This is a genomic window from Streptomyces malaysiensis subsp. malaysiensis (assembly GCF_040653035.1).
GTDB classification, from domain to species: domain Bacteria; phylum Actinomycetota; class Actinomycetes; order Streptomycetales; family Streptomycetaceae; genus Streptomyces; species Streptomyces malaysiensis.
In genome coordinates this window covers 322,955-345,744 of record NZ_JBEZNG010000009.1, presented here as the reverse complement: position 1 = coordinate 345,744, position 22,790 = coordinate 322,955, and the positions used below count along the sequence as shown (strand labels likewise).

Annotated in this window: 16 protein-coding genes; 10 read left to right on the top strand and 6 right to left on the bottom strand. The window is 72.2% G+C overall.

Annotated features, from left to right (window positions below; genetic code table 11):
- Nucleotides 1-230: 230 nt before the first annotated feature.
- The gene (locus AB0E24_RS21205; RefSeq protein WP_359378902.1) at nt 231-1,058 is read right to left on the bottom strand and encodes an SDR family oxidoreductase; all 828 of its coding nucleotides are present in this window, start codon (nt 1,056-1,058) and stop codon (nt 231-233) included.
- Between the two features lie 149 nt (nt 1,059-1,207).
- On the opposite strand from AB0E24_RS21205, the gene AB0E24_RS21200 reads away from it, so the two are divergent.
- Nucleotides 1,208-1,816, top strand: a complete 609-nt coding sequence (locus tag AB0E24_RS21200; protein WP_359378899.1) for a TetR/AcrR family transcriptional regulator — start codon at nt 1,208-1,210, stop codon at nt 1,814-1,816.
- A 12-nt stretch (nt 1,817-1,828) separates the two neighbouring features.
- Here the strand turns inward: AB0E24_RS21200 and AB0E24_RS21195 are convergent, their stop codons facing one another.
- A complete protein-coding gene (locus AB0E24_RS21195) occupies nt 1,829-3,295 on the bottom strand; it encodes a glycoside hydrolase (RefSeq protein ID WP_359378896.1) in 1,467 nt (488 codons plus the stop codon).
- A 294-nt stretch (nt 3,296-3,589) separates the two neighbouring features.
- On the opposite strand from AB0E24_RS21195, the gene otr(A) reads away from it, so the two are divergent.
- Nucleotides 3,590-5,551 carry a tetracycline resistance ribosomal protection protein Otr(A) gene (gene otr(A), locus AB0E24_RS21190; RefSeq protein WP_359378894.1) on the top strand — a complete coding sequence of 654 codons (1,962 nt, stop codon included), beginning with the start codon at nt 3,590-3,592 and terminating at the stop codon, nt 5,549-5,551.
- On the opposite strand, the gene AB0E24_RS21185 is transcribed toward otr(A), so the two are convergent.
- A complete protein-coding gene (locus AB0E24_RS21185) occupies nt 5,548-5,772 on the bottom strand; it encodes an IPT/TIG domain-containing protein (protein ID WP_359378891.1) in 225 nt (74 codons plus the stop codon). The genes otr(A) and AB0E24_RS21185 overlap by 4 nt on opposite strands.
- A 607-nt stretch (nt 5,773-6,379) precedes the next feature.
- Between AB0E24_RS21185 and AB0E24_RS21180 the strand changes: the two genes are divergently transcribed.
- Genes AB0E24_RS21180 through AB0E24_RS21160 form a run of 5 tightly spaced genes read left to right on the top strand, consistent with a single transcriptional unit; the run spans nt 6,380 to nt 14,305 of the window.
- Nucleotides 6,380-8,083 (top strand): S1 family peptidase, encoded by a 1,704-nt coding sequence (locus tag AB0E24_RS21180; protein WP_079258642.1) that lies wholly within the window; start codon nt 6,380-6,382, stop codon nt 8,081-8,083.
- Nucleotides 8,080-10,521 carry a serine/threonine-protein kinase gene (locus AB0E24_RS21175; RefSeq protein ID WP_359378887.1) on the top strand — a complete coding sequence of 814 codons (2,442 nt, stop codon included), beginning with the start codon at nt 8,080-8,082 and terminating at the stop codon, nt 10,519-10,521. The genes AB0E24_RS21180 and AB0E24_RS21175 overlap by 4 nt, the downstream gene beginning before the upstream one ends.
- 12 nt (nt 10,522-10,533) lie before the next feature.
- The gene (locus AB0E24_RS21170) at nt 10,534-12,075 is read left to right on the top strand and encodes a vWA domain-containing protein (RefSeq protein ID WP_359378884.1); all 1,542 of its coding nucleotides are present in this window, start codon (nt 10,534-10,536) and stop codon (nt 12,073-12,075) included.
- The gene (locus AB0E24_RS21165; protein ID WP_232638528.1) at nt 12,072-13,022 is read left to right on the top strand and encodes a GlnX family signal transduction membrane protein; all 951 of its coding nucleotides are present in this window, start codon (nt 12,072-12,074) and stop codon (nt 13,020-13,022) included. The genes AB0E24_RS21170 and AB0E24_RS21165 overlap by 4 nt, the downstream gene beginning before the upstream one ends.
- Nucleotides 13,019-14,305: an ABC transporter substrate-binding protein gene (locus tag AB0E24_RS21160; RefSeq protein ID WP_359378880.1), complete on the top strand. Its 1,287-nt coding sequence runs from the start codon at nt 13,019-13,021 to the stop codon at nt 14,303-14,305. Before AB0E24_RS21165 ends, AB0E24_RS21160 begins: the two co-directional genes overlap by 4 nt.
- A 43-nt stretch (nt 14,306-14,348) precedes the next feature.
- Here AB0E24_RS21160 and AB0E24_RS21155 read toward each other — a convergent pair whose 3' ends face one another.
- On the bottom strand, nt 14,349-16,247 hold the full coding sequence (locus tag AB0E24_RS21155) for a DUF8823 domain-containing protein (RefSeq protein ID WP_069864998.1): 1,899 nt from the start codon (nt 16,245-16,247) through the stop codon (nt 14,349-14,351).
- Nucleotides 16,248-16,447: 200 nt separating this feature from the next.
- Nucleotides 16,448-18,952, bottom strand: coding sequence for a D-alanyl-D-alanine carboxypeptidase family protein (locus AB0E24_RS21150; protein WP_347231691.1), 2,505 nt, complete (start codon nt 18,950-18,952; stop codon nt 16,448-16,450).
- Nucleotides 18,953-19,207: 255 nt separating this feature from the next.
- Between AB0E24_RS21150 and AB0E24_RS21145 the strand changes: the two genes are divergently transcribed.
- The 3 genes from AB0E24_RS21145 (at nt 19,208) to AB0E24_RS21135 (ending at nt 21,678) form a co-directional block, all read left to right on the top strand.
- Complete coding sequence (locus tag AB0E24_RS21145; protein ID WP_069865002.1) at nt 19,208-19,957, top strand: GOLPH3/VPS74 family protein; 750 nt, start codon at nt 19,208-19,210, stop codon at nt 19,955-19,957.
- 382 nt (nt 19,958-20,339) lie between these two features.
- Complete coding sequence (locus AB0E24_RS21140) at nt 20,340-21,233, top strand: helix-turn-helix domain-containing protein (RefSeq protein WP_069865004.1); 894 nt, start codon at nt 20,340-20,342, stop codon at nt 21,231-21,233.
- A gap of 235 nt (nt 21,234-21,468) precedes the next feature.
- On the top strand, nt 21,469-21,678 hold the full coding sequence (locus AB0E24_RS21135; RefSeq protein ID WP_069865006.1) for a DUF397 domain-containing protein: 210 nt from the start codon (nt 21,469-21,471) through the stop codon (nt 21,676-21,678).
- A gap of 133 nt (nt 21,679-21,811) precedes the next feature.
- On the opposite strand, the gene AB0E24_RS21130 is transcribed toward AB0E24_RS21135, so the two are convergent.
- On the bottom strand, nt 21,812-22,639 hold the full coding sequence (locus tag AB0E24_RS21130) for a hypothetical protein (RefSeq protein ID WP_359378875.1): 828 nt from the start codon (nt 22,637-22,639) through the stop codon (nt 21,812-21,814).
- Nucleotides 22,640-22,790: the final 151 nt, after the last annotated feature.

Sequence of the window (22,790 nt, the reverse complement as noted above, 5' to 3'; positions counted from 1 at the left end):
GGACCCCGCTCCTCAAGCGCCGGAGGGGCTGATTTCAGCCCATCCGGGGTCCAGGGGGCGGAGCCCCATGGTTCGGGAAGGGGCGGGTAGGGGAAAGGCCCGCCGCAGGCGCGATTGGCCCGGCCACCCGGTCCCGGGCCTCGTCCCGACGCCCGGTCGCCGACACCCGTTCGCGTATCGACGCCCAGTCGCGTCCCGGCACGCCGTCGGACCCCGGCGCGGCCAGCGCCTCAGCGGAAGGCGGCCGCGCAGTCCTCCACCCACTGCGCGAACGTACGCCCGGGACACCCCGTGACCCGCTCCACCTCCGGTGAGATCGGCTGCGGCCGATCCACGCACTCCGCGAAGACACGCAGCAGCGAATCCGCGATCTCCGGCGTGACGAAGCCGTGCGCCATCCGCTCCCGCGCCGCCTCGTGCGAGATCTCCTCGTACCGCAGCGGCCGCCCGATCACCTCGCCGATGATGCGCACCTGATCGGCGAAGCTCAGCGACTCGGGCCCGGTCAGCTCGGGCGACTGGCCGACCAGGTCGTCGGCGAGCAGGGCGCGGGCGGCGACCGCGCCCATGTCGGCCTCGTGGATGGGTGCCATCTGCGCCCCGGCGTACGGCCCGTACACCACGTCCCCGGCCTTGATCTGGTCCACCCACTGCATGGCGTTCGCGGCGAAGGCGCCCGGCCGGACGAACGTCCACTCCAGCCCCGTGGCCTCGACATCGGCCTCCAACGCGCGGTGGCGGGCGCCGATCGGGTTCTCCTGGGGGTCGAGGTCGGCCAGGACGGAGGACGAGGAGAGCATCACGATCCGCCGCACCCCGCTCTCCTTGGCCCGCTCCAGGAGCTTGCCGGCACCCACCTGCCACACCACCGCGGGGTTGAGGAACAGCCCCGTGGCACCGTCCAGGGGCAGCTCATCGGTCCGGGCCGCCCGTACGCCCTCGGGCAGCCGGGCCGCCTTGGGGTCGCGGGTGAGCGCGAGCACCTCGGCGCCCGCGTCGGCCAGCTCCTTCACCACATGGCCGCCGACGTTTCCGGTGGCTCCGGTCACCACGAACATGATGAATCTCTCCTTGCCTGTCCTGCGATCCGTACGTAGCCGCAGCCAGGTTCATCCAAACGGATGACGTTGTCAAACACTTAGATGAGAGCATGGCGGGAGCCCCCGGCTAGCCTGTCCGGGCCGAGGTCCGGGCCGAGGATGAGGAGATGACGACGATGCAGGGGACGCCCAAGAGGCCCCGCCGCGCCCCCACGCCCGAGGAGCGCAAGCTGGACCCGGAGCGCTCCCGGCGGCTGCTGCTGGAGGCGGCCAGGGACGAGTTCTCCGAGAAGGGGTTCGCGGGCGCCCGCGTCCAGGACATCGCGGACCGGGCGGGCCTCAACAAGCAGCTGATCGCCTACCACTTCGGCGGTAAGGAGGGCATCTACCAGGAGCTGGGCCGCGAGTGGCTGAAGCGCGAGGCGACCTTCAACGACCCCTCGGTCCCCTTCGAGGAGCTGGTCGTCCGCTACCTCCGGGAGGCGTTCGACGACCCCCGCGGCATCCGGCTGGCCATCTGGCGCGCGCTGACCGGTGAGGTGGCGGAGGAGCAGCCCGAGGACCTGTCGGACATGCGGCGCCGGCAGGCGGCCGGCGAGCTGGCCGACGACCTCGACCCGGCCGCCGTACTGCTGATGTGCTACGCCGCCGTCTCCGTACCGGCCACGATGCCGCACGCCGTCCGCCAGATCTTCGGCATCGAGCCGGACTCGCCGGAGTTCCGGGAGCGGTGGGAGGAGCAGCTGCGCCGCCTCGTCCGCCACCTCGCCGCGTAGCGACCCGGGGGGCTACTCGCTCACCCCGTCGATCTGGAACGTCTGCACCGACTTCTCGGCGAACGGAACGCTCAGCCGCTTGCCGTCCAGCGCCGTGTCCTGGCGCGCGGTGTAGAGATCGCCCGCGCCTGAGGTCTGGGTGGACCAGCGCGGCACCAGCCCGCCCGTGCCCCCGGTGACCCGGCCGAAGCGGGACAGATCGAAGGTCAGCGTCTGCGCGGCGCCGGGGTTGACGGCGACGAGCACGAGCCGCCGCGCGCCCGGGTCGTACGCGGCGACCGCGTGGTCCGAGCCGGTCTCCAGGATCCGCATCCCGGGGCGGATGTGACGGGTGAACTGGGCGAGCACGTAGTACTTGGGCTGCACGGCGCCGGGCTGGGCGGTGTCCGGGTCGTAGTGGATCAGCGCCCAGCCCGCGCTGGGGTCCATGACCTGCCAGTACGACCACGCGGTGGGGTGCAGCCAGCGGAAATCGAGGCAGAGGTTGGTGGCCAGGGTGAGGCCCGTGCCGTCCTTGTCGCCGGTCTCGGAGTTCCACAGCTTCTTGCCCGCCGCGCGTACATCCAGGTACAGCAGATCGCGGCGGCCGCCCGAGCCCTGGTAGCCGTGCACATTGACCTGGTCGACCAGGGCGCGGGTGGCCGTGTCGAAGGAGTTCCAGGTGGTACGGGCCAGGTCGTAACCGGTCTCGTCCGAGGCCGAGATCCGGGTGCCGGTCAGCCCGCGCGCGTCGAGTTCGGTGCGCAGATGGCCGAGGACGGCCCGCTGGGCCGACGCGTCGATATGGCAGCCCTCCTGCGTGCCGTCCGCCTTCCACCAGGCGGAGGACGGCTCGTTGAACGCCTCGACGGTGGTGAAGCGGACGCCCCAGTGGTCCTGGGCGTAGCGGGCGGTGGTGGCGAGATAAAGCGCGAACTGGCGGTGGTTCCAGGGCTGGAGGTTGTTGCCGCCGTCCGCCGCGCCCGACGGGTTGTGGTTGAGACACATCCACCACATGGGCGAGTTGGCGAACAGCTCGGCGACGGCACCCCGCTGAACGGCCTTGACCAGCGCCGCCCGCTGGACCGCGTCGGCGTCCCAGTGCCAGGCCGGGGAGGCGGGGTCCTCGCTGCTCCAGTCGTGCCAGTAGCCCTCTATCTGCTTGAACCGGGGGATGTTGGGCGAGGCCACCATGGACTCGCCGCCCGCGCTGGTCCAGGCGCAGCCGCCGAGGTTGTAGCGGGCGATGTTCAGCCCGAGACCGGGCAGCGACCGGCCGCCGTAGCCCACCGCCTCGGTGGTGAAGAAGAGATCGGCGAAGTCGTCGCGCCGCCCGAAGAGATTGGCCCACCAGGCGAGCGAGGTGCCCCAGCCCTCCCAGACCCCGTGGTCGGTGCCGGGGTCGACGCCGATGGCCTCGTCGGCCCGGGCGGTGCCGGTCGTGAGCGCGGTGCCGAGCACGGTGGTGCCCGCCGCCGTCAGAAGCGTTCTGCGCCGCATCGTCAGTCCCCTCCGCCGCACCGGCCCCCGTCGCTTACGAAGGGTCGGGGCAGCGGCGGGAGTTGTCGAGAGGGCCCTGGGCGGTTCTCCCGGCGGTCCGCCGGAAAATCGGTTGCCTCCGCCCGCCCCCTTGTCCAGGATGTCCGCGACCTGACATCCGCGAACGTCCGCGAAACGTCCGCGAACGTCCGCGAACGTCCACGAGCCTCTACGAGCAGGAGCGACCGATGCGCCGATTCCTCGAAACGACCCAGCGCCCCCATCGGACGACCGTTTTCGAGGACTTCAGCATCCATGCCCAGCTCTCCACGGGTCTCGCGGACCCTCAACATCGGCGTGCTCGCCCATGTCGACGCCGGTAAGACCAGCCTGACCGAGCGGCTGCTCTACGACGCCGGAGTGATCGACCGGCTCGGCAGCGTCGACGCCGGGGACACCCAGACCGACACCGGCGAGATCGAGCGGCGGCGCGGCATCACCGTGCGGACCGCGGTCGCGTCCCTCACCGCCGGGGACACCCAGATCAATCTGATCGACACCCCCGGTCACTCCGACTTCATCGCCGAGGTCGAACGCGCCCTCGGGGTGCTCGACGGCGCGGTGCTCGTGCTGTCCGCCGTCGAGGGCGTCCAGGCACAGACCCGGGTGCTGATGAAGACGCTGCGGCGGCTGCGGCTTCCGGTGCTGCTCTTCATCAACAAGATCGACCGTGCGGGCGCCCGCGACGAGGGGCTGCTCGCCGACATCCGCCGTGCCCTGGCCCCCCATCTCGTCCCCCTGACGGCGGTGCGCGCCCCGGGCACACGGAACGCGCACGTCCGGCCGCGTTCGTTCGACGATCCGGGGGTGCGCGCCGAGGCGGCCGAGGTGCTGGCCGAGATCGACGACGCGATGCTCGCACGGGTCGTGGACGGTCCGCTCCCCTCGGCCGAGGAGGTGTGGGCCGCGCTCGCGGCCCGTACGGCGGAGGGGCTGGCGCATCCGGTCTTCTTCGGCTCGGCGCTCAGCGGCGCGGGCGTCGCCGACCTGGTCGAGGGGGTCGCGCGGCTGGTGCCGCCCGCGCCCGGCGGCACGGAGCCGCGGGGCACGGTCTTCGCCGTCGAGCGCGGCGGAGGCGGCACGGGCGGTGATCGGGGTGGCGCCCGCGGCGGCCGTACGGCGTATCTGCGGCTGTTCTCCGGTGAGGTGACGCTGCGGCAGCGGGTGACCCTGCACCGCCGCGAGCCCGGCGGCGCCCCGACCGAGCACACCGGGCAGATCACCGCGCTGGAGGTCATCGGACGGGCGGGCGCCGCACGGGGGCCGCTGACCGCCGGGAACATCGCGCGGGTCAGGGGGCTGCCCGGGGTCCGGGTCGGCGACCGGCTCGGTCCCGTCCATGACACCGCGTCGGACCGGCGGCACTTCGCCGCGCCCAGCCTCCAGACCCTCGTCCGCGCCCGCGAGCCCGGCACCACCGCCGCGTCCCGGCTGCACACCGCGCTGCTCGATCTGGCCGACCAGGATCCGCTGATCCACGCGCGGGCGATGCCGGGCGGGGCCACCTCGGTGCTGCTGTACGGCGAGGTGCAGAAGGAGATCATCGCGGCCACGCTGGTCCAGGACTACGGCATCGAGGCGGACTTCGAACCGAGCCGGCCCGTGCTCGTCGAACGCCCCTCGGGGGTCGGCGAGGCCGTTCATGAGATCGCGCGTTTCGACCACACCGGGCTGTGGGCGACCGTCGGGCTGCGCGTCGAGCCCACCGAGCGCGGCGCCGGGGCGGTCTTCGGCTACGAGACCGAACTGGGCGCGCTGCCCCGCGCGTTCCACAACGCAATCGAGGAGACCGTGTACGAGACGCTGGTCCACGGGCCGCGCGGGCGTTCGGTGACGGACTGCCGGGTCGTCCTCGTACGCTCCGGTTTCATCGGCCCGTTGAGCACCGCGGCCGACTTCCGCGACATCACCCCCGTGGTGCTCGGGGAGGCCCTGGAGCGGGCGGGGTGGCGGGTGTACGAGCCGTACCACGCCTTCGAGCTGGAGCTTCCGCCCGAGGCGCTGGCCGCGGTCACCGCCCACCTCGCCGCCGCCGAGGCGGACATCGGCGAGAGCGTGGACGGTGCCACGGGATGGCTGGTCCGGGGCGAGCTCCCGGCCCGCCGGGTGCACGGTTTCGAGCAGGTCCTGCCCCGGCTGACGCACGGCGAGGGGGTGTGGTGGTCCCGGCCGTGCGCCGACCGGCCGCTGCGCGCCGGGGCGGCCCCCGGGGCCTAGATCTCGGGCGGCCCCAGGCGGTTGTGGACGAGGCCGTCGCTGGTGCCGCCGGGCATGGTGACCGTCACATTCACCGGCCCGGCGGACCCGGGCGGGGCGACGGCGGTGATCTGGGTGGCCGAGACGACGGTGAACGACAGGGCTGGTGTCGATCCGAAGGTGACGGCGGTGACGCCCGTAAGGCATGGCGCATTGCCTCCTGGGATAAGGGGTCCTTGCACTATGAGCGCCCGATGAGGTCGCGTGGTCTGGTGCGGGGGGCACCTCCCAGCGGTAGCTGGGGGAGCATCGCAAGGCGCCGGAGAGCCCTCGTAGCGGAGCTACTAGGGCTTTTCGGCAACGCGGCGAGGTGCGGTGCCAGGCCGCGCGACCCGGGCGGGCATAGTGCAAGGACCCCTAAGGGCGGAGCGCGGAGGTGGACGGGACCGGACGGGCTGGACCCGCTCGCGCTCACGGAATCCGGTGCGCGGCAGCGGGCTTTGGGGCACCCGCCCGGTCCTCCTCGCGGTACGCCTGGCGCCCGGCTCCGGCGAGGGTGCGGCGCCCCAGCGCCGAAGGAAACCGGCGGGGGTTCCACCACACACTTTCAGTAATCCATCCGACGTAGCGCGCCACAAGGCGGGTGACGCTACGTCACCCGAATGGCCGGGCGCGTGCGACGGGCGGCGCCGTGCACCGTACGCGCCGGGCCTGCCGTCCCGCTCCGTACCACTCCGGCACGCCCCTATGCGGCCCCGGGCCCGCCCCTCACCCGTTCCCGTGACCGAAAAGACGGACGGGTCGCTTCCGTACGTCCCGGGCGTATGCTCTTGCCACATGGAGGCGGAAATGGGCATTACCGCCAATGCGACCTCCAGCGGGGGCACATGGCGGGTGAGAATCCGTAGTTCGGCCGGTGACGTCCTGGGCGCCGGAGTCCTTCTGGGCAGCGACACGGTGCTCACGTGCGCCCATGTGATCCCCGACGACGGGCTTCCGGTGCCCGCCACCGAGGTGCTGGTCGACCTGGTCGAGGTGGCCGACGCCGAGCCCGTCCCCGCGCGCGTCGCCGACGGCTGCTGGGTGCCCCAGCGCTCCGACGGATGCGGCGATGTGGCGCTGCTGCGGCTCGGCCGGCCGCAGCCCGCCGAGCACGCCGCGCCGCTCTACCGGCTGCCGCCGGTGCTCGGCCGGCCGGTGTGGATGGGCGGCTTCCCGAAGGGGCTCGACAACGGCCACTATCTGCGCGCGAAGACCGCCGGGCGGGTCGGCCCCCGCGCGGAATGGGTGGGGCTCGACCCCAAGTCGCGCCGGGATGTGGTCCGTAGGGGCTTCAGCGGCGCCGGGGTGGAGGACGAGGCCACGCGGCATGTCATCGGCGTGGTCGTGAGCCGCTACGACGACCCCGTCGACATCCCCTCCGCCGAGCGCCTCAGCGTCTCGTACATGATCCCGGTCGAGACGATCGTGCGCCATCTGCCGGTGGTCCACCGGTGGGTGCGCGGGGACCCCGGGGTGGACCGGCCGCTGGTCTCCCGGCTGACCACCGGCGTCCAGGACATCGGCTTCGCCCAGCGGCTCGCCGTATGGCTGCGCCGGGAGCCCCTGACCGGGCGCGCGGGCATCACCGACGTGGAGACCGTGGTCATCGAGGACGACGACCACGCGCGGTACGAGGCGCTCAGCCGCGCCATCACACTCGCCGACCGCGAGCTGTCGGGCGGCGGCCCCGACGACGCGGTCTCCGCCGCGCCGCACGGCACCGTACCGCCGCTGGGCAGTGTGGACCTGGCCATCGACGTCACCGGGCGCACCGACACCGAGGTCGCGCTGCGGGTCGCGGACCGGATGGATCTGCGCTCCCCCGGCGACACCTCCCCGCTCAGCCGGGTCCGGGCCAACGCGGTGCCGCTCACCATCGTGGCCGTCGGCGTGGACCGCGCCCGTGACCCGCAGGCGCTGGTCGGCTTCATGAAGCTGCTCGCCGACCGGGGCGGCCGGCTGATGCTGGTCTTCCGCGACCCCCACTCCCGGGGGCTGCGGCTGGCCGAGCGGCTGTTCCGCCCCGAGGCGGCCCGGATCGACGCCTGGCTGGACGAGCTCGCCGGGCGGGTGGCCCTCGCCGCCGGCCGTGAGCACGAGGCGGCCGGGCGCGGGGCGCGCCGCTCGTCGTCATCGGACGCCGAGGACGCCACGGCCCTGCGGATCAATCTGACCCGGCTGCGCTCCGACCCCGAGCTGCGCTCCCACCGCATCGTCGCCAAGCTGGCCGCGTTCGAGCATTCGGTCCGTACGGTGGCCGAGCGGGCCGAGGAGACGCTGCGGGTGATCGACGCCCAGCAGCCGGCGGTCCAGGAGCTGAAGTGGCAGCTGGTGTCGTACACCGCGATGCTCGGCAGCAAGGCCGAATCCGAGCGGGCGGAGCTGATCCCGCTGCACCGCGCGGCGGTGCGGATGCTGGCCGAGGTGCCCTGTGATCTGCCGGAGGCCCGCCGCGCCGTCGACCGGTTCGTGGCCGCCGTGCACACCTCGCCGGAGGGGGAGGCGCCATGACGAGCTGTGTCCGCCCGGACTGCCGCGGCGAGGGCCTGGGCCGGATCAACGCCCGGGGGTTCTGCTCGGAGTGCGGCCGCCGGGCCCTGCCCACCGCCCCCACTCCCCCGCCCGCCGCGCCGCCCCCTTCCTCGGGCGCCCGGCCCGGCGCCGCTCTGCTGTCCGGGTCCACCGCGACCACGGCCCGTGCCCGCCGCCGCGATGTGGCGCGGAAGTTCACCGTGCGGCCGGCGGGCGAGGATCCGCTGGCCCTGCCCCGGGTCGAACTGCCCTCGCTGCGCGACCTGGTGATGGACGATCCGCGTCCCCCGTCGCGCGGCCAGACCTGCGGCCGTGAGGGGTGCGACGAAATCGTGGGCGCGCCCTATGCCGGGCAGCCCGCGCTCTCCCGGGGCTACTGCCCGCGCTGCCGCCATCCGTTCGACTTCACCCCGCGGCTGAGCCCCGGGGATCTGCTGGGCGATCAGTACCGGGTGGTCGGCTGCGTGGGGTACGGCGGGCTCGGCTGGGTCTATCTCGCCGAGGACACCCAGCTGGACGACCAGCCCGTGGCCATCAAGGGCCTGATCAACAACGAGGACGAGGCGGCCCTGCGGACGGCGGTCGAGGAGCGCCGCTATCTGACCGTGCTCGACCACCCCGGCATCGTCCGGATCATCAACTACGTCACCCAGCCCGACCCCCGGGACGGCGCGCTGACCGGCTACATCGTGATGGAGTTCGTCGACGGGATGACGCTCGCCCAGATCAAGGACCACATCGCGGACGCCGTGCGGCCGTACGACGGGCCGCGGCTGTACGAGCACATCCTGGCCTACGGCTGTCTGGTGCTGCGCGCGGTGGGCTATCTGCACGGCGAGAAGCTGCTGTACTGCGATCTCAAGCCGAGCAATGTGATGCACCACGAGGACCGGGTCAAGGTGATCGACCTCGGCGCGGTGCGGCGGCTGGGCCAGCGGGACGGCGGACCGCCGGTGATCACCGAGGCGTTCGCCGCCCCCGAGGTGCTCGCCCGGGGCGCCTCGGCCCTCACCGAGCGCCATGACCTCTTCGGGGTCGGCAGGACGCTCGAAGAGCTCTCGGAGAGCGCCACCCGGCAGGCCCAGCGGCCGCCGGGCCTGGGCGCCGAGTCCTACCGCCGGGTGCTGGCCCGCGCCACCGCGGCCGACCCGGAGCGGCGGTTCGGGTCGGCCGCGGAGATGTCCGAGCAGCTGTGGGGCGTCCTGCGGGAGATCCACTCGCTGCGGCTGAGCCGCGAACAGCCGCAGCCCTCCACGCTCTTCGCCCCGACCTCGGCGCTGCTCGACTCCTCGCTGGGCCGGATCCCGGACCTGGAGCGCTGGCTGGACGGAGAGCCGCGCCCGCCGCTCGCCTCCGGGCTGCCCCGCCCCGGGCAGGTGCCGCTCGGGCTGCCGGTGCCGTTCCCGGACACGGCCGACCCCGGCGCCGCGCTGCTGGGCGTCCCGACCGACAGCGGGCCGCGGCGGCTGATCGAGCAGCTGCACGCCTTCCCCCGCCCCTCCGCCGAGATCCGGCTGCGCACCTGCCGCGCCTATCTGGAGCTGGGTGAACGGGAGGCGGCGGCCCAGGAGCTGGCGGTCGCCGTGGAGCTGATCGGCTCCGCCGCCCCGTACGACTGGCGGCTGTCCTGGCACCGCGCCCTGCTGCGGCTCGCGGACGGCGCGGTGGCCGACGCCCGCCAGGAGTTCGACGAGGTCTACAGCGCCCTGCCCGGGGAGTACGCCCCCAAGCTGGCGCTGGGCTACTGCGCCGAGCACCTGGGCGACCACGAGGCCGCGAAGCGGTTCTACGACGCGGTGTGGCAGCGCAACCGCTCCCAGGGCAGCGCCGCCTTCGGGCTGGCCAGGCTCCGGCTCGCCGCGGGCGACCGGGGCGGCGCGGTGGACATCCTCGGCGGGGTGCCGAAGGTCTCCCGCCACTACGACGCCGCGCGGATCGCCATCGTGCGGGTGCTGTCGGGGCGTTTGGGCCGGGCCGAAGGCGGCGCCGCCCTGCCGACGGCCGAGGACCTGGCGGAGGTGCGCACCCGGCTGCCGCGGCTGTATCTGGACGAGGGAAGGGAGTCCGGCCCGGCCCGCGACCGGCTGACGGCGGAGTCACTGGAGGTGACGCTGGATTGGGCGGAGCGGCAGTCCGGCTCCGACCAGCTCCCTGACCGGGCCCGTTCAGGGAGCTGGAGCAGTTGGGGGAGACCACGACGCCGCGGCGGGGGGCACCTCCCAGCGGTAGCTGGGGGAGAACCGAGCGCCGGAAAAGGGCCCTTGCCCATTGTCTTCGGTGAATGGGAGGACGAGAGCGCGCTGCGCGCGGAGCTGGAGCAGACCCTGCGCCGGCTGGCCCGGCAGGCGGACAGCCCCGAGGCGCTCGGGACGCTGATCGACCGCGCGAATGCCATCAGGCCCATGACCCGCGTCTGACAGGGGGATCAGATGAGCGAGGACGACAGAAAGCAGTACGGCCCGGACGGCGCGGACGGCGGTCCGGCCCTCACCCTGCGGGTGCACCAGAACAAGTACCTGCCCGTCTCGGCGGGCCGCACCGAGATGCACGCCATCGTCAGTGTGCGGGCCCAGGGCCTGGGCCCGGCTGCGGCCCGTACCGCCGCGTCGGAGGTCATCGTCATCGACTGCTCGATGTCGATGAGCTGGCCGCCGACGAAGATCGCGGCGGCGCGGCGGGCCACCGCCACCGCGGTGGGCATACTCCGCGACGGCACCCGCTTCGCGATCGTCGAGGGCACCGAACACGCCCAGATCGTCTATCCGTTCACCGGCGGCATGGCGGTCGCGGGGCCGGACACCAAGGCGGCCGCCGCCCGGGTCGCGGCCCGGCTGCCCGCGATCGGCGGCACGGCGATCGGCTCATGGCTGGATCTCGCCCGCCGGCTCCATCTGCGGCAGCCCGCCGCGATCCGGCACACCCTGCTGCTCACCGACGGCCGTAACGAACACGATCCGCCCGGCTATCTGGACCAGGTGCTGGACGCCTGCGCCCCGCATTTCACCTGTGACGCGCGCGGTATCGGCGACGGCTGGGACGCCGCCGAGCTGAAGCGGATCGCGCGGCGGCTGCACGGCAGGGCCGACGCGGTCCTGGAGGACTCGGCGCTGGCCGCCGAGTTCGAGGAGATGGTCTCCAGCTCGATGGCCAAGGCGCTGGCCGGGGTGCGGATCCGGATCCGCACCCGGTCGGGCGGCCGGATCGGCTTCGTCAAGCAGGTGCACCCCACCCGGGCGGACCTCACCGAGGAGGGCGTCCGTCCCGATGAGCGCACCTGGGAGTGGACCACCAGGGCGTGGGGCGACGAGACCCGCGAGTACCAGGTGTCCGTGCTCGCCGATCCGCTCGGCGATCCGATGGGCGAGGACGTGGAGCTGGCCGCCGTGGAGCTGGTGGTGGAGGGCGACACCGCGCTGCCGCTGCCCGAGCCGGAGTCGGTGCTGGTCCAGTGGACGGACGATATGGTGCTTTCATCCCGTATCGATCCCCGGCTGGCGCACTACGACGCCGACTCCGAGCTGGGCCACGCCATCACCGCGGGCTGTGACGCATACGAGGCGGGTGACCGGGAGCGGGCCCGCCACCAGTGGGGGCGAGCCGTGCAGCTGGCCCATCAGCTGGGCAGCGAGAAGATGCTGACCCGGCTGGGCGGGCTGGTGCACATCCTCGACGCGGCCACCGGCGAGGTGCGGATCCGCGAGCCCATCCGGCCGCTGGACCTCAACTCGGCGATCGTCGTGTCGGAGGAGAGCGTCCACTTCGTGGGCGCGGAGCGCCCGGAGCCCGCCGCGCCGCCCGCCGAGGATGTCATCTGCCCGGCCTGTCTGCGCCGGGCGCCCGCCACCGCCGGGTTCTGCCAGCAGTGCAACGCCCCGCTGAGCGGCGAACCGGACGGCGGGAGCGGCGCGGAAAGCACGGAAGGCACGGACGGCAGGGGCGGCACGGGCGGCGGCACGGACGGCGCGATATGAGCGGCGCCCACGCCATCAGCGGCACCCGCGCCTTCCTGGTGCGCCGGCTGATCGCCCTGCTCGTGGTCACGGCGGTGGCCGTGACCACGCTGCTGGCCGCGTACTACGGCGTCAGCCGCAACTCCAGGGCGGTGACCGACCGCTCCACCCCGGCGATACTCCAGGTCGCCGCCGCCATCGACGCGCTGACCGCCTCCTACGACGAGGCGCGGCGCAGCATCGCGAGCCCCACCGCGGAGTTCGAGGGGCTCAGCGAGGAGTACCGCGACAAGCTGTCGACGGCCAGGCAGAGCCTGGCCCAGGTGTCCAAGAGCACCATCGGCGGCGAATCGGCGCGCGGGTCCCTTCGCACCTGCGCGGCGCTGGTGACGTCCTATGGCGACACCGTCGAGCAGGCGTACGCGAACCGCGACAACCCGACGCTCAGGGGTGCCTATCTGGGGTACGCGGGCTCCATACTGCGGCACGGCCACAGCGGCATCCTGGACCGGCTGAGGGCGGTGCAGGACCGGCAGTTCGATGTGCTCGACGACCAGACCTCCTTCGGCTGGCTGCTGTCGTTCGCCTGGTGGCTGCTGGTGCCGGGGCTGTTCCTGACGCTGGCGGCGCTGCTGGTGCACACCCAGCGCTTCCTGCGGCACCGCTTCCGGCGGCTGGTCAATCCCTGGCTGGCGGCGGCGACCGCGCTGCTCGTCGCCCTGCTGCCGCTGGCCGTCTTCACGTATCAGACCCAGGACCGGCTGGAGTCGGCGCGGGCCAGCCTGACCCGGTCCGACATCGGCCGCACCGGCGGCCCCACCGCCAGGGAGGTCGCGAGGACGATGCGGAACGCGCATTGGCAGGCCGGTGCGGTCGGCTGGATACCCGTTGGCGGGGCCGTGCTGGCCGTGCTGATCCTGGTGGGTCTCCAGCCGCGTATCGACGAGTACCGGTTCCAGCCCCGATGAGCGCGGCGAAGCGGTCCGGCCACGCCACGGCCACGGTCCTCGGGCTGTGGATGGTGCTGCTGTGCGTCGTGGGCGCTGGCGATACGAGCGGCTGGCAGTCGCGCGGCAGTGTGAGCGTGCTCGCGTCGTGGACCGGCGACGAGGGCGCGGCGTTCCGGCATCTGCTGGACACCTTCACCCGGCACACCGGCATCCATGTCGACTATCAGGGCACCACCGCGCTGCGCGAGGTGCTGGCCTCGGAGGTGAGCTCGGGAACGCCGCCCGACATCGCCGTGCTGCCCAGCTCGGGCGAGCTGGCCGCCTACGCCCATCAGCGCCAGCTGATCCCGCTGGACGCGGTGATCCCGAGCCGGGAGCGCACGGCCTACGGACGGCTGTGGACCCCTCGGCTGAACTCCGACGGGCCGGTCTACGGCATCGCGGTCAAGGCCGACCTGAAGAGCATCGTGTGGTACGACCACGGCCGCCGCCCGGACACGCTGCCCGCCCTGGCCGCCGACGGCCGCCGGTGGTGCGTCGGCATGGGGGACGACGCGGCCTCCGGCTGGCCCGGCACCGACTGGATCGAGGATCTGCTGCTCCAGCAGCAGGGCCGGGCCGTCTACCAGGACTGGGCGACCGGCGGGCTGCCGTGGACGGACCCCCGGGTGGCGCGGGCCTGGCGGAGCTGGGGGTCGCTCTTCGGCAAGGACACCGCGCGTACCGCGCTGATCACCGACTTCCGGACGGCGGGCACGAAGCTGTTCGGCGCGGATCCACCGTGCGCGCTGGAGCACCAGGGGTCGTTCATCCGCGGCGGCTACCCACGCCCCGCCGAGGCGGACTTCGCCTTCTCCTCCGGGCTGCTCCCCGATACCGACGGGCGGTCCACCGCCCGGGAGGTGTCGGGGGACTTCGCCGCGATGTTCCGCGACACACCGCAGGCACAGGAGCTGATGCGCTACCTGATCTCGGCCGACGCCCAGCGGGCCTGGGGAAGGACGACCGCGGGCAGCAGCACCCACCCGTTCTTCGCCAACCGCGACGTCCCGCTCGACGCCCAGGGCGACGACACCGTGGACCGGAGGATCGCGACGACCCTCCGGGACTCGGCCACGCTGTGCCTGGACGCCTCCGACGCCATGCCCACACGGATGCGGCTCGCCTTCCAGCGCGCCGCGCTCGGCTACCTCAGCGACACCAGCCGGCCGCCGGACGGGCTGCTGCGCAGCCTGGAGAAGATCCGCCAGAGCCTGCGCGGCGCCCCCGACCAGCCCTGGCTGTCCACGGTCTGCGGCTGAGCCGGCTCAGCCGAGCCGGCTCACGGTCTTCCGCGGGGCGGGCTCAGGGAGCCATCTCCTCCGGGCAGGGCGTGCCGCGCGGCAGCTGGTACTTGCCCGTTATCCGGTAGACGCCGGCCCGGGGGGCGTGCAGCACCGTCCACTCGTCCTCCGGCTGGCCCTCCTCACCGCCCTCGGTCTGCTTGGTGAGGCAGCCCTCGCGGTTGACCGGCAGCCGGTCGTCCTTGCCCTTCGGCGCGTGGACGCTGTGCCCGTCCTCGTCCACCAGGCCCAGCCACGGCGAGTACGGGACGCGGATCAGCACCGGGCCCTTGGAACGGACCGACACCACCAGCTGGTCGGCACCGGCGCGCTGCACGGTGGCGGGCGGGTCGGCGATCTGCGTCGGGTCCTTGACCTCGTACAGCTTCCAATTGGCGTCCGACCAGACCTCGCGCAGATACGGCAGGCCGGTGCCGAGCAGCTCGGCCTCCTGCTCCGCCGCGGTGTCCGGGTCGTCCGCGGGCAGCACCACATAGTGCACCGCCCAGCGCTTGAGCCATTCGTGGTAGCTGACCGGGGTGAGGGTGTCCTCGCCGTAGAAGATCGGGTTCCGGTCGAGGTCGCGCTGGCGGTTCCAGCCGCGCGCCAGATTGACGTAGGGGGCGAGCGCGGAGGACTCGCGGTGGCTGCGCACCGGAACCACCTCGACCCGGCCCCTGTCGGCCTTCTCCCGCTTGAGCCGGTCGACCAGCGGCGCCAGCTCACGGGCCCAGGACGCCGAGGGGGTGGTGTGGATGACATCGTCGGCGGTCTTGACCCCCTGCCACACCGTGACGGTCACGAGCGCCAGCACCAGGACCGTCCAGCGGCGGCCGGCCGGCGTCGAGCGCAGCTCGGCGCGCGGCGGCTTGCGCAGGGAGGGCAGCGCGGCGATCAGCACCACTCCGCCGAAGATCATGCCGAGGCGGGAGATATTGGTGCCGACCTGGGAGGGAATCACCCACGTGAGCACCACCCCGAGACAGTAGAGCCCCGCCCCGACCCGCACCGTCGACCACTCGCGCGGTACGCAGAACAGCACGGCGCCACCGGTGATGAACGGCAGGATCACCGACCCGATGCCCATCGGCTGCTCGCCGGAGAACGGGAACAGCCACGCCGACAGGCCGACCACCAGCACGGGCGTGATCCCGAGCGCGTACGCGGCGGGGCGCCGCTTGGTCAGCCACAGACCGGCGGCCACTATGCCCACGAACAGCCCGGCCACCGGGCTGGACATGGTCGACAGCGCCGACAGCAGAGCGGCCAGCACAAACCGTCCGGTCTTGTGGTGCCAGTGCCGGGACCGCCAACGGCGGGGCCAGGCGAAGATCACGGCCACCGCCGCGAGCCCGAACATCGCGCCGAGCCCGAAGGTCACCCGCCCCGAGATGGCGTTGCAGGTCAGCGCCAGGGCGCCGTAGAGGGCGGGCCACAGCGGCCGCCGCACGGCACGGCTGCGCACCAGCAGCAGCGCGAGCAGCCCGGCGCCCAGCGTCCCCGCGATCATCATCGTCGAGCGGACCCCGAGGACCGCCATCAGATATGGCGAGATCACGCTGTACGAGACCGGGTGCATCCCGCCGTACCAGGCCAGGTTGTACGCCGAGTCCGGATGCTGGAGGGCGAACTCCGCCCAGGCGTCCTGCGCGGCGAGGTCACCGCCGCTGTTCGCGAGCAGCGCCACCCACAGCAGATGCAGCAGCGCGGCGGCCATCAAAGCGGCGATAACAGGATGACGCAGGGCAATCCGGGCACGCCCGAGCAGCCCGCCCGAAGCCTCCCGGTCGCTCCCGCGCTCCGCCTCCGCCGGGGCCGCCGGCTCGGCCGGCCAGCGCTGCGTGGGTACGCGTATTCGCGCGGCGGTGCTCTCCTCCGAGCCCCCGCTTTCATCAGCCCGTGTCGGATCCACGGTGGTCACTGCGGCTCTCCCCGTCTTCCCCCGAGGTCTGCCCCATCGTCCTCAACCCTGTGCGAGGTCAATCCGGTTCGCGTGCGGGTCCAGGCCCGGGACCCTCGCGACGCTAGCACGCGAGGGCGGCCCCGAGCCGTGTCGGACCCCGGCGGCGTTTCGTGCCGGGGCCACTTCACACGTCCTCCTTAGCCCACTTCCCCAGTGGGTCAGCCGATACGGGTCAGTTTCGCGCCGAACGACGGCTCGGACAGATCCTCCTGAAGCGCCACCGGCGCCCTGAGCTGTCCGGGGCCCGTGCCCACGGTCACCTCGCCGACGACCGTGCCCGCCTTGGCGGAGTGCGGCACCTTCTCACCGCCGTCGCCGATCTTGATGTCGACCGCGAGACCGGACCAGCCGACCGCCTTCAGATCCTTGGTGGCGACGACCGGTGTGGTGCCGCCCAGCCCATCGTCCACCTGGCCGACGACATCGCCCTTCTTGATGACGGTGGCCAAGGTGAGCGCGTCCTGCACGGCGGTGATCAGCTTGTAGCTGTTGGTCTGCGCCAGCTGGAGGCTGGCGTCCAGCGTGGTGGTCGCGCGCTGCTCGAGGACGACACCGAGGATCCGCTGCTGCTTGCCGTCGATCGTCCGCACCGCACCCCACATCAGCGCACCGCCGGCCGGGGTGGACGAACCGGTCTTGATCCCGATCACCCCGGGCTTCACCAGCAGATTGTTGTTGTTGTAGATCCGGTCCTTGAGACCCGGGATATCGGTGTTGGGCGTCGCCACGACCGCCCGGAACGCCTCGGACTGCATCGCCGCCTTCGCCAGCTTCAGCTGGTCGGCCGCGGTGGACTTGGTGGACTCCTTCAGACCGCTGGGGTCGGTGTAGGTGGTCTGCTTCATCCCCAGGCTCTCGGCCGCGTCGTTCATCTTCTTGACGAACGCGTCCAGCGAACCGGCGTCCCAGCGGGCGAGCAGCCGGGCGATGTTGTTGCTGGAGTTGATCAGCAGCAGCTGGAGCAGCTGGTGCTGGGTGAAGGTCTGCCCCTCCTTGACCGCCGCCCGCGACTCGTCGGCGGACTTCGCCTCCTTGGCCGCCTGGGCGTCGATCTCTATCTTCGGGCCCTCCGCGTCACCCTTCAGCGGATGGTCCTTGAGCACCACATAGGCCGTCATGACCTTGGTGACGCTGGCGATCGGCACCGGCTTCTGCTCCCCGGAGGCGCCCAGGGTGCCCACGCCCTCGACCTCGGCGGCGGACTGCCCCTGGTCGGGCCACGGCATGGAGAGCTCACCGCCGCCGAAGCGGTAGGTGGGGTCCGAGGTGAGCTTCAGCGATGGCTCCGGCAGCGGCCGCAGCGCCTGGACGACACCCAGGATGATCACAAGCAGCACGGCCAGCGGCGTCCAGATCTTGACCCGGCGGACGACCGTCCGCAGCGGTGTCTCCGGCTTGGGCGGCGTGTTGGTCAGCTGCGCCAGCAGGTCGAGCGGCGCCGGCTGCTTGCCGTCCTCCGTCACCGGCGGCAGCGGCTGCTGCTTGGTCCGCTCGGCCTCGGGGACCGCCGGCGGGGCGGCGGAAGGGGCCGGCGCGGAGGGCTTCGGCGCGGAAGGCGCGGCGGAGGGCTTCGGCGGGGCCGGGTCGTCGGGGGACCGCAGCGGGACGAACTTGCTGGTCCGCTCGTTGTCCGACTCGCCGACGGGCTTCTTGCCGGATGTCTTGTCGGCGGTCTTGTCAGCGGTCTTGCCGTCGACCTTGTCGGCGGTCTTGCCGTCCGCCGGGGCCGGGGGGCTGACCGCCTTGAAGGCGGTGGTCGGCTGGTCGACGCCCTTCTTGCCGCCCTTTCCGGGCTTCTCCGGGAGTACGCCGAAGGCGGCCGTCGGGCGGTCGATCGGCTTGCCGGAGGCAGTGGCGTCCGCGCCGGAGGCGGTGGCCTTGCCGGACGCGCCCTTGGACTCGCCCTTCTCGGCCTCCCTGGCCCCTTCCTTCTTATCGGGCTCCTTGGCCTCTTCCTTCTCGGGCTCTTCCTTCTTGTCCTTGCCCTCGGCCTGGCCGTCCTCGGCGTCGCCCTTCGGCTTCACCGTACGGAAGACAGCCGTCCGCTGATCGACCGATGGCTTCGACGGCTTCGACGGCTCACCGCCGTCCTCGTCCGCTCCGGCTCCGGACGCGTCCTCAGCCTTCACATCGGCGTCGACAGCCTTCACATCGGCGTCGGCGTCCGCGTCATCGGCCTTCGCCGCGTCGGTCTTGACGTCCCCCCGGTCCGCGCCGCCGGAGCCATCGGAGTCGTCGGCGCCATCGGCGCCATCCGCTTCCGGCTCCGCGTCGGGCTCGGACGCCTCCCCCTTGGGCGATCCGTCCGACGCACCGGAATCCGCGTCCGGCTCGGCCGTCGCCTCCGACGTCCCGGAACCTTCGCCCTGTTCACTATCGCGAACACCAGAAACTTCAGCGTCGCCCTTATCGGCCGCCGGTGTCTCAGGTTCCGCTTCAGCCTCCGCTTCGGCCTTCGCCCCGGAGGTCACTTCGGGTTCACCGGGAGCCGATTCCGGCTCACCCGAACCCGACCGGAGGTCGTCGGACACGACGGCGACCGCCGTCGAGCCCTGGCCCGCCTCCGCCTCGCGCGAGATCGCGAGCCGCGGATCGCGCTCTCCCCTAGCCGTCTCCCCCGACGACTGCTGCTGATCCGACCTGCCGGGGGACTCGCCCGCCACCAATGCCTCCTCGATATGTGTCGCGGGACGCCGTACGCCCCATGGCGTCACGTCCCGCAGCCCAACCTCTACCAGTGTCCTGTGTGTCCGGCACGCGATCGCGCAACGCCACAGCCGGAGAGCGTCCTCAGGTGCCCGCCCACCTGCTAGACGAGAACGACATACCTACTGGTTCCCACCCAAACCCCCCAGGCACTCTCGACAGACCAATGTGAGAGGGGTCACCCTGTCATTCATCCACGCGGGGAGGCATGGATGGGCAGGAGCCGCAGAACAATTCCGGAGGAGCTTCTGCTGCTCGCTTTGGACCCGACCACGGGTACCACGGCGCAGCCGCAGTCGCTCGACCTCGGTCTTGCCGGGGCACAGCTAGTAGAGCTGGCCCTGGCCGGACGGATAGCCCCTGACGGGGATCGTATCGCCGTGGTGCTGCCACGGCCGACCGGAGATCCAACTCTGGACTCCGCGCTGGAGTTGCTGCGCCGACGCGGCAGTCCGGTGCGGGCCGTCCACTGGATCGGCGGGCCCCGGCTGGGGCTGCGCCAGACGTACCTCACGCACCTGGAGCGTTGCGGCATGGTGCATGCCGTGGCGGGCCAGATGTGTGGCGTATTGCCGACGACGCGCTACCAGGCGACGGACACGGCGATCAGCCGGGAGATCAGGGCCCGGCTGGACAGCGCGATCCGCACCGGCGTACCGCCGGACCCGCGGACCGCCGCGCTCGCCGCCCTGGCCCACGCGGTCGGGCTCGGCAAGCATCTGTACCCCGGGAACGAGGGGCGCTCCTCGCGCTCCAGGCTCCGGGATCTGATCCGGCACGACCCGATGGGCGGTCTCGTGGCGCACGCCGTGATGGACGTGCAGAACGGTGTCGCGGCGCAGCCACGGCGCGCACCGGCCGGAGGCCGACAGCCGGGGGCACGCGCCGCGGCGGAGCCCGCGGCCGGCGTTCCGGCGCAGCCGTCCCGCCGCGGGAGCATGGCCCGCGTCGGAGCGCGCTGAGGCGCCTTCGGGGCACCACCGCACCACGGCGCACCACCCGAGCCCGTCGAACGCACCAGCAGCCCGTCAGCGGGGCGGCGGAGCCCGTTCCCGGCACCATCCGGGGCGGAGCGCCACCGTCCGGCTCCGAGCAGCACCCAGCACCACCGACGCTCCACCGACCGCACCGCAGTCCCCACCGACCCGGTTCGGGAGCCGCTGAAGCGCGCGGGGTGGTGGGACGGCCGATTTGGACGACCGGCCGTCCCACCGCCCCGCGCGCGCGTTCGCCCACCGTTGTGCGGCCGTCTTTGTGCGGCCATTTCCCAGCGCGGTCCCGTCCGGTAGTGGCAGGCTGCTGAGCAGCAGAAATCAGCAGTACGAAGCCGGAGGTGCACGTCCTGTGACATCGAACGTCGGCCCCACTGTCCGGCGACGCCGGTTGGGCCAGGAACTGCGCAGGCTCCGCCAGGAGAAGGGCATGACGGCGGAGGAGGTGGCGGAGGAGCTGATGGTCTCCCAGTCGAAGATCAGCCGACTGGAGAACGGGCGCCGCAGCATCAGCCAGCGCGATGTGCGCGACCTCTGCCGCACATACAAGGTGGAGGACAAAGCACTCGTCGATTCCCTTATGCAAATGGCGAAGGAGTCGCGCCAGCAGGGTTGGTGGAACGCTTTCGGCGATGTGCCGTACAGCGTCTACATCGGCTTCGAGACGGACGCGGCATCGCTGCGGGTCTATGAACCCCAGGTGCTGCCCGGCCTCTTGCAGACGCCGGAGTACGCGGAGGCGGTGATCAGCGGCGCCCTGCCGGAGGCCCCGCAGGACCAGATCGCCCAGCGGGTCCAGGTCCGGCTCAGGCGCCAGGAGCGGATCACCGATCCGCTGACCCCGCTGCGACTGTGGGCGGTGGTGGACGAGGCGGCGATGCGGCGGGTGGTCGGCAATTCCAAGATCATGAGTGATCAGCTGGACTATCTGGTCCGGATGAGCCACGAGCCGCATGTGACGGTGCAGGCGCTTCCGTTCGACATGGGGTCGCATCCGGGAATGAGCGGGCAGTTCACCATCCTGGAGTTCTCGGACGAGTCGGACACCAGCGTCGTCTATCTCGAGGGCGTGACCAGCGACCTGTATCTGGAGAAGCTCAGCGATGTGCAGAGCTACAGCATGATGTACGAGCATCTGCGGGCCCAGGCGCTCAACGCGGACCAGAGCCGTCAGTTCATCACCGAGGTGGCCCAGGAGCACGCCCGCCGGCACCGGGAGCGGGGCGGGACGGCCCCGGCGGACTGAGCGGGAGCGGGGGGCGCACAGGGCACGGAAACACCCCGGGGAACGCCCCGGGAGACGCTCCGGCGCGAACGGCGAAGAGCGGAGGCTACACCTCCGCACCGAGCCGCGGAAGGGGCCACGGGAATATGCCACTCGGTCGAGTGAATGGCCCGCTTTCCAGACGATGTTGCCGAGTAACGTCGGTGACGCCTCCAATCGGGGGTTCGTCTCATCAACAAAACGCATCGGAGCAATCGTGTCCATTCAGCAGGGAAAGACGAGCATGTGGGTGAAATCCTCGTACTCGGCCGGAAACGGCGCTTGCGTGGAAATCTCCTCCCCGGTCACCAGCGAGGTCGCCGTGCGCGATTCCAAGGACCCCCAAGGACCGACGCTCAGCTTCGCCCCCGCAGCGTGGTCGGCCTTTGTGTCCGACGTCAGCCGGGGCGGCTTCGACCTCGACTGATCTCCGTGACACCCGGCCGCGGCAGCGCGGTCGGCAGCGTGGAGCCGCAAGCCTGTACCCGAGCCCTCTCGACCGGTCGCCGTCCCCGCCGAGAGGGCTCCAGGCATTTCCGGCGCTTTCCGGCATAGCCGCTTCAGCGGAGTTCCGCCACGTATTGGTCCGTACCGGGAATCGTCGGAATGAACGGCGCCATGAATTCCACCCGGCCGAGCCCGGCTTCGGCCACCTCACCGTCCAGACCGGTGAAACAGCGTTCCCAGCATTCCCGGGGATCGGACTGGAGGAACCAGAGCAGCGTCAGCCGGGTGCCGACCCCCTCGACCTGCTTCACATACGACATCCGGTCCAGGGGAAGCGGGGTCGGCCGGAAGACCGTGACCGTCGCGGCGGGCGAGCCCGCGAGCCGGCGCGGCAGATGTCTGGACCGGAGCCACTCGAGCAGCTCCTCCCGCCGCTCCGGGCCCTCGCTCTCGATCACCTCCAGCACCAGCCCGGCATAGGGGTGGTCCAGCGCGTGGTGATCGCGCGGACCGGCCGCCCCGTCCCGGTAGACGGTGGCCTCATGGTCCTGGAAGGCCGTGAAGACATGCGTACGGTCCTGGTAGACCCGGCCGTCCCGGAGCAGCCGCTTGTTGATCCCCACCGTCCATCGCATGTGGTCCGCGTAGCGCCCCTCGGTGAGCCAGTAGACGGAGAGGTAGCAGCCGGCGGTCACCGGCTGGGCGATGGCCGATTTCTCGGGGTAGCGCAGCAGCTGTAGCTCACGGGTGGCGACCCAGCGGCGGCCCGCGTAGATCCAGGGCATGGCCATCGCGCCCGCGATGAAGTGGTCGTCCTCGTACCAGCGGTTGTAGGCGTACTCATGGCCGGGGTGCGGTTCGACCATCGTGATCAGGGCGTGGCCAGGGCGCACCCCGTACGGGCCGACGGAGGCCAGTTCCGCGTACGCGTCGCTCGTCATGTCCCCCAGGTGTAGCTGACGTGACGTCAGTTGGGGAGGGGTCGGTCGGCATCAAGTGTGCCGATTCGGACGGTTGACGGGCCGGGGCGTCCCGTGGCGCCTTCCACCGGGGTCACCCCGCGGCGCTCTGGCCATCTGACGGCCGTCCCCC